Here is a 2920-nt window from a genome sequence, read left to right on the forward strand (position 1 = left end):
GCCCTCGTCCTGATCGATCTCCAGAAGGGAATCACGGGACTGCCTTTGGCCCCGATACCGGGGGCCACGATCGTCGAACGATCGAAAGAACTCGCGGCGCGTTTCCGGGCCGCCGGTGCTCCCGTCATTCTGGTGAATGTCGCGTTCGCGCCCGATTTCGCGGACGCGGTGCATTCGGTCGTCGATCGCTCCTTTTCGCCGCCCGGAGGCTTTGCTCCCGACTGGACCGAACTGGTTGACGGGCTCGCCGGACCGAATGATCTGCGTATCACGAAACGGCAATGGGGTGCCTTCTACGGCACGGATCTCGACCTTCAGTTGCGGCGGCGCGGCATCACCACCATCGTCCTGGGCGGAATCGCGACCAATCTGGGCGTGGAGTCCACCGCCAGGGGGGCTCATGAGCATGGATACAACGTCGTGCTCGCCGAGGATGTTATGTCCACATTCACCGAAGAGATGCAGCGCTTTGCCTGCGAGGAGATTTTTCCTCGTCTTGGCCGCGTGACGACCAGCGAGGCGATTGCCTTGGATGCGTGAGCGAATGGCGGACATCTGCGCGTCTCGCGGTTCCCGGCGAGATCATTCATGAACGCCGGAACGTCGTTGCCAGCCCAAGGCTCGGATCAACTGCCTCCCGGAACCTGGAAAATCGTGAGCGTCGCGGCGATCGGGTCTTTCATGGCGCAACTGGACGCCACGATCGTCAACGTGTCGCTCCCCGATCTCGTTAGGACCCTGCACGCGCCGTTTTCAAGCGTTCAATGGGTGGTCAGCGGTTATCTGCTGGCGCTCGCCCTGACGTTGCCGCTGAACGGATGGCTCGTAAGCCGCCTCGGGGGGCGAGCGGTCTATTTATGGTGCTTCGGTGCTTTCACGCTGACATCAGGCTTCTGCGCGCTGGCATGGTCGGCACCGTCCCTGATCGCGTTCCGCCTGCTGCAAGGCATGGCTGGCGGCCTGCTTGCTCCCATGGCGCAGATGACGGTCGCCCGTGTGGCGGGCCGACAGATGCCGAGGGTTGCGAGTGCGATGACGGCACCCGTTCTGCTCGCGCCGCTTCTCGGACCCGTTGTCGCGGGAGCCATCCTCTCCGTCGCGTCGTGGCGCTGGATCTTTCTTCTCAATGTGCCGGTCGGGCTGGCGGCCTTTGTCCTCGCCGTCCTGTTTCTCCCGGACGACAGAGAGGGCGCGCGTGCCCGTCCGCTCGATCTGACAGGGCTCGGGCTGCTCGGCCCTGCCCTGGTGTTGTTTCTCTACGGCATGGATCACATCGCCCGACCTTACGGGCAGGCGACCCTGAGCGCATCCCTTGTGCTGTTCGTCCTGTATATCCGATCCGCGCGACGCAAGGGCGACGATGCGCTGATCGACCTGCGCCTGTTGCGTGCGCCCGCCTTTTCGGTGTCGGCGATCATCATGTTTCTGACGAACGGAGTGTCGTTCGCTGGTCAGATGCTTCTACCCGTATGGCTGATCCACGCCTGCGGTGTCTCGCCCGAGCGGACGGGCCTGCTCATGGCGCCGCTGGGCCTGGGAATGATGTGCGTCTATCCGCTCATTGGTCGTCTGAGTGACCGGTTTGACGCGCGCGATCTGACCGGTTGCGGCGCGCTGCTTTCGCTGGTTGGAACACTGATTCTGGCTGTGCTCGCCTATAACGGTCTGAACGCCGCCCTGCTCAGCGTCGCCCTACTTCTGCGCGGTGGTGGCGGAGGAGCCGTGGGCATTCCGGCGATGAGCGCGGGGTATGCGTCGATCGCTCGGGACGATATTCCCATGGCAACGACTGCGCTGAACATCATGCAAAGGATCGGGGGGCCGACGTTGACCACGGTGTGCGCCACATTCCTTGGATGGCGGCTCGCGACAACCGGTCCGTCTCATATCCCATCAGAGGCTTTTGCCGAAGCATTTGGAGTGCTCGCGTTATTTCATGGCGTTCTGCTGCTCACGACGCGCTTCATCAACCACTCAGAAAACAACCGCGAAACTTGACAACCTTCGACGTGACTGTACTTTGAGCGGTCACCAAAAAAAACAAATTCAGGCAAGCTCTGCTGAATTTTTCTGCTTTGAGGCGAAAAATGACGGTCAGCCCGTGGAGGCGCGGCAGGCTGAATCCCGTCATGCGGGCGCGCCCGTCAGCTCGGCGCTGACGGTCCAAAGCCGCTCCGCGACCGCATCATCACGCGCGATAGGATTGGGCGACAACATCGGCCAGCCTCCCCGCTTGGCGGTCTTGTCCTTGAACGGCCCGCCCGCCTGCGCGAAGAAGCTGCCTGACTGCCCGACCACCTCGGGGGCGAGAAGGACATGCAAGGTGGTCTGCGTGCCTTCCCACGGCTCGATCATGCCCGCCATGCGGAAGATCGGTGCCATGGCGTGATTGTGCAGCCATAGCGGCATCGTCGTGCGGAACAGGTTGGTGCGCACCCATCCGGGATGCAGGCTGCCGGTCACGACGCCGGTTCCGGCAAGATGGTGCGCCAGCGCGCGGGCGTGCAGGACATTGGCCAGCTTCGATTGGGCGTAAGCCTCCCAGCCATCATATTTGCGGTGCTCGTAATTCAGGTCGTCGAAGTGGATCATCGCCTTTCGCCCGACCGCCTGCTCATGGAACGAGCTGGACACGATGACCACGCGCGACGGCGCGCTGTCCTTGAGGATATCGGTCAAAAGCGCCGTCAGCAGGAAATGGCCGAGATGGTTGATCCCGAATTGGAGTTCGAACCCGTCCTTGGTGCGACCCGAAGGGGTGTTCATGACGCCGGCATTGTTCACGAGGCCATCGAGGCGGTCATATCTGTCCTGAAACGCAGCGGCAAATTGTCGAACCGACGCGAGGTCGCCGAGATCGAGCGCCATCACGTCGAGCTTGGCCGAGCCGATCGCGGCGTGAATGCCGTTTGCCGCGTCG

3 protein-coding genes are annotated in these 2920 nt (G+C 62.6%); 2 read left to right on the plus strand and 1 reads right to left on the minus strand.

Translation table 11 applies throughout. From position 1 onward, the window contains the following. On the plus strand, window positions 1–540 hold a 540-nt coding region (locus ACBR42_RS16920; protein ID WP_371208809.1), incomplete at its 5' end, for a hydrolase. A 48-nt stretch (window positions 541–588) separates the two neighbouring features. After that, entirely contained in the window at window positions 589–1998 is a 1410-nt protein-coding gene (locus ACBR42_RS16925; protein WP_371208810.1) for a DHA2 family efflux MFS transporter permease subunit, read from the plus strand. A 129-nt stretch (window positions 1999–2127) separates the two neighbouring features. Here ACBR42_RS16925 and ACBR42_RS16930 read toward each other — a convergent pair. After that, on the minus strand, window positions 2128–2920 hold a 793-nt coding region (locus tag ACBR42_RS16930; RefSeq protein ID WP_371208811.1), incomplete at its 5' end, for an SDR family NAD(P)-dependent oxidoreductase.

The organism is Komagataeibacter sp. SM21, assembly GCF_041402665.1.
GTDB lineage: Bacteria > Pseudomonadota > Alphaproteobacteria > Acetobacterales > Acetobacteraceae > Komagataeibacter > Komagataeibacter saccharivorans.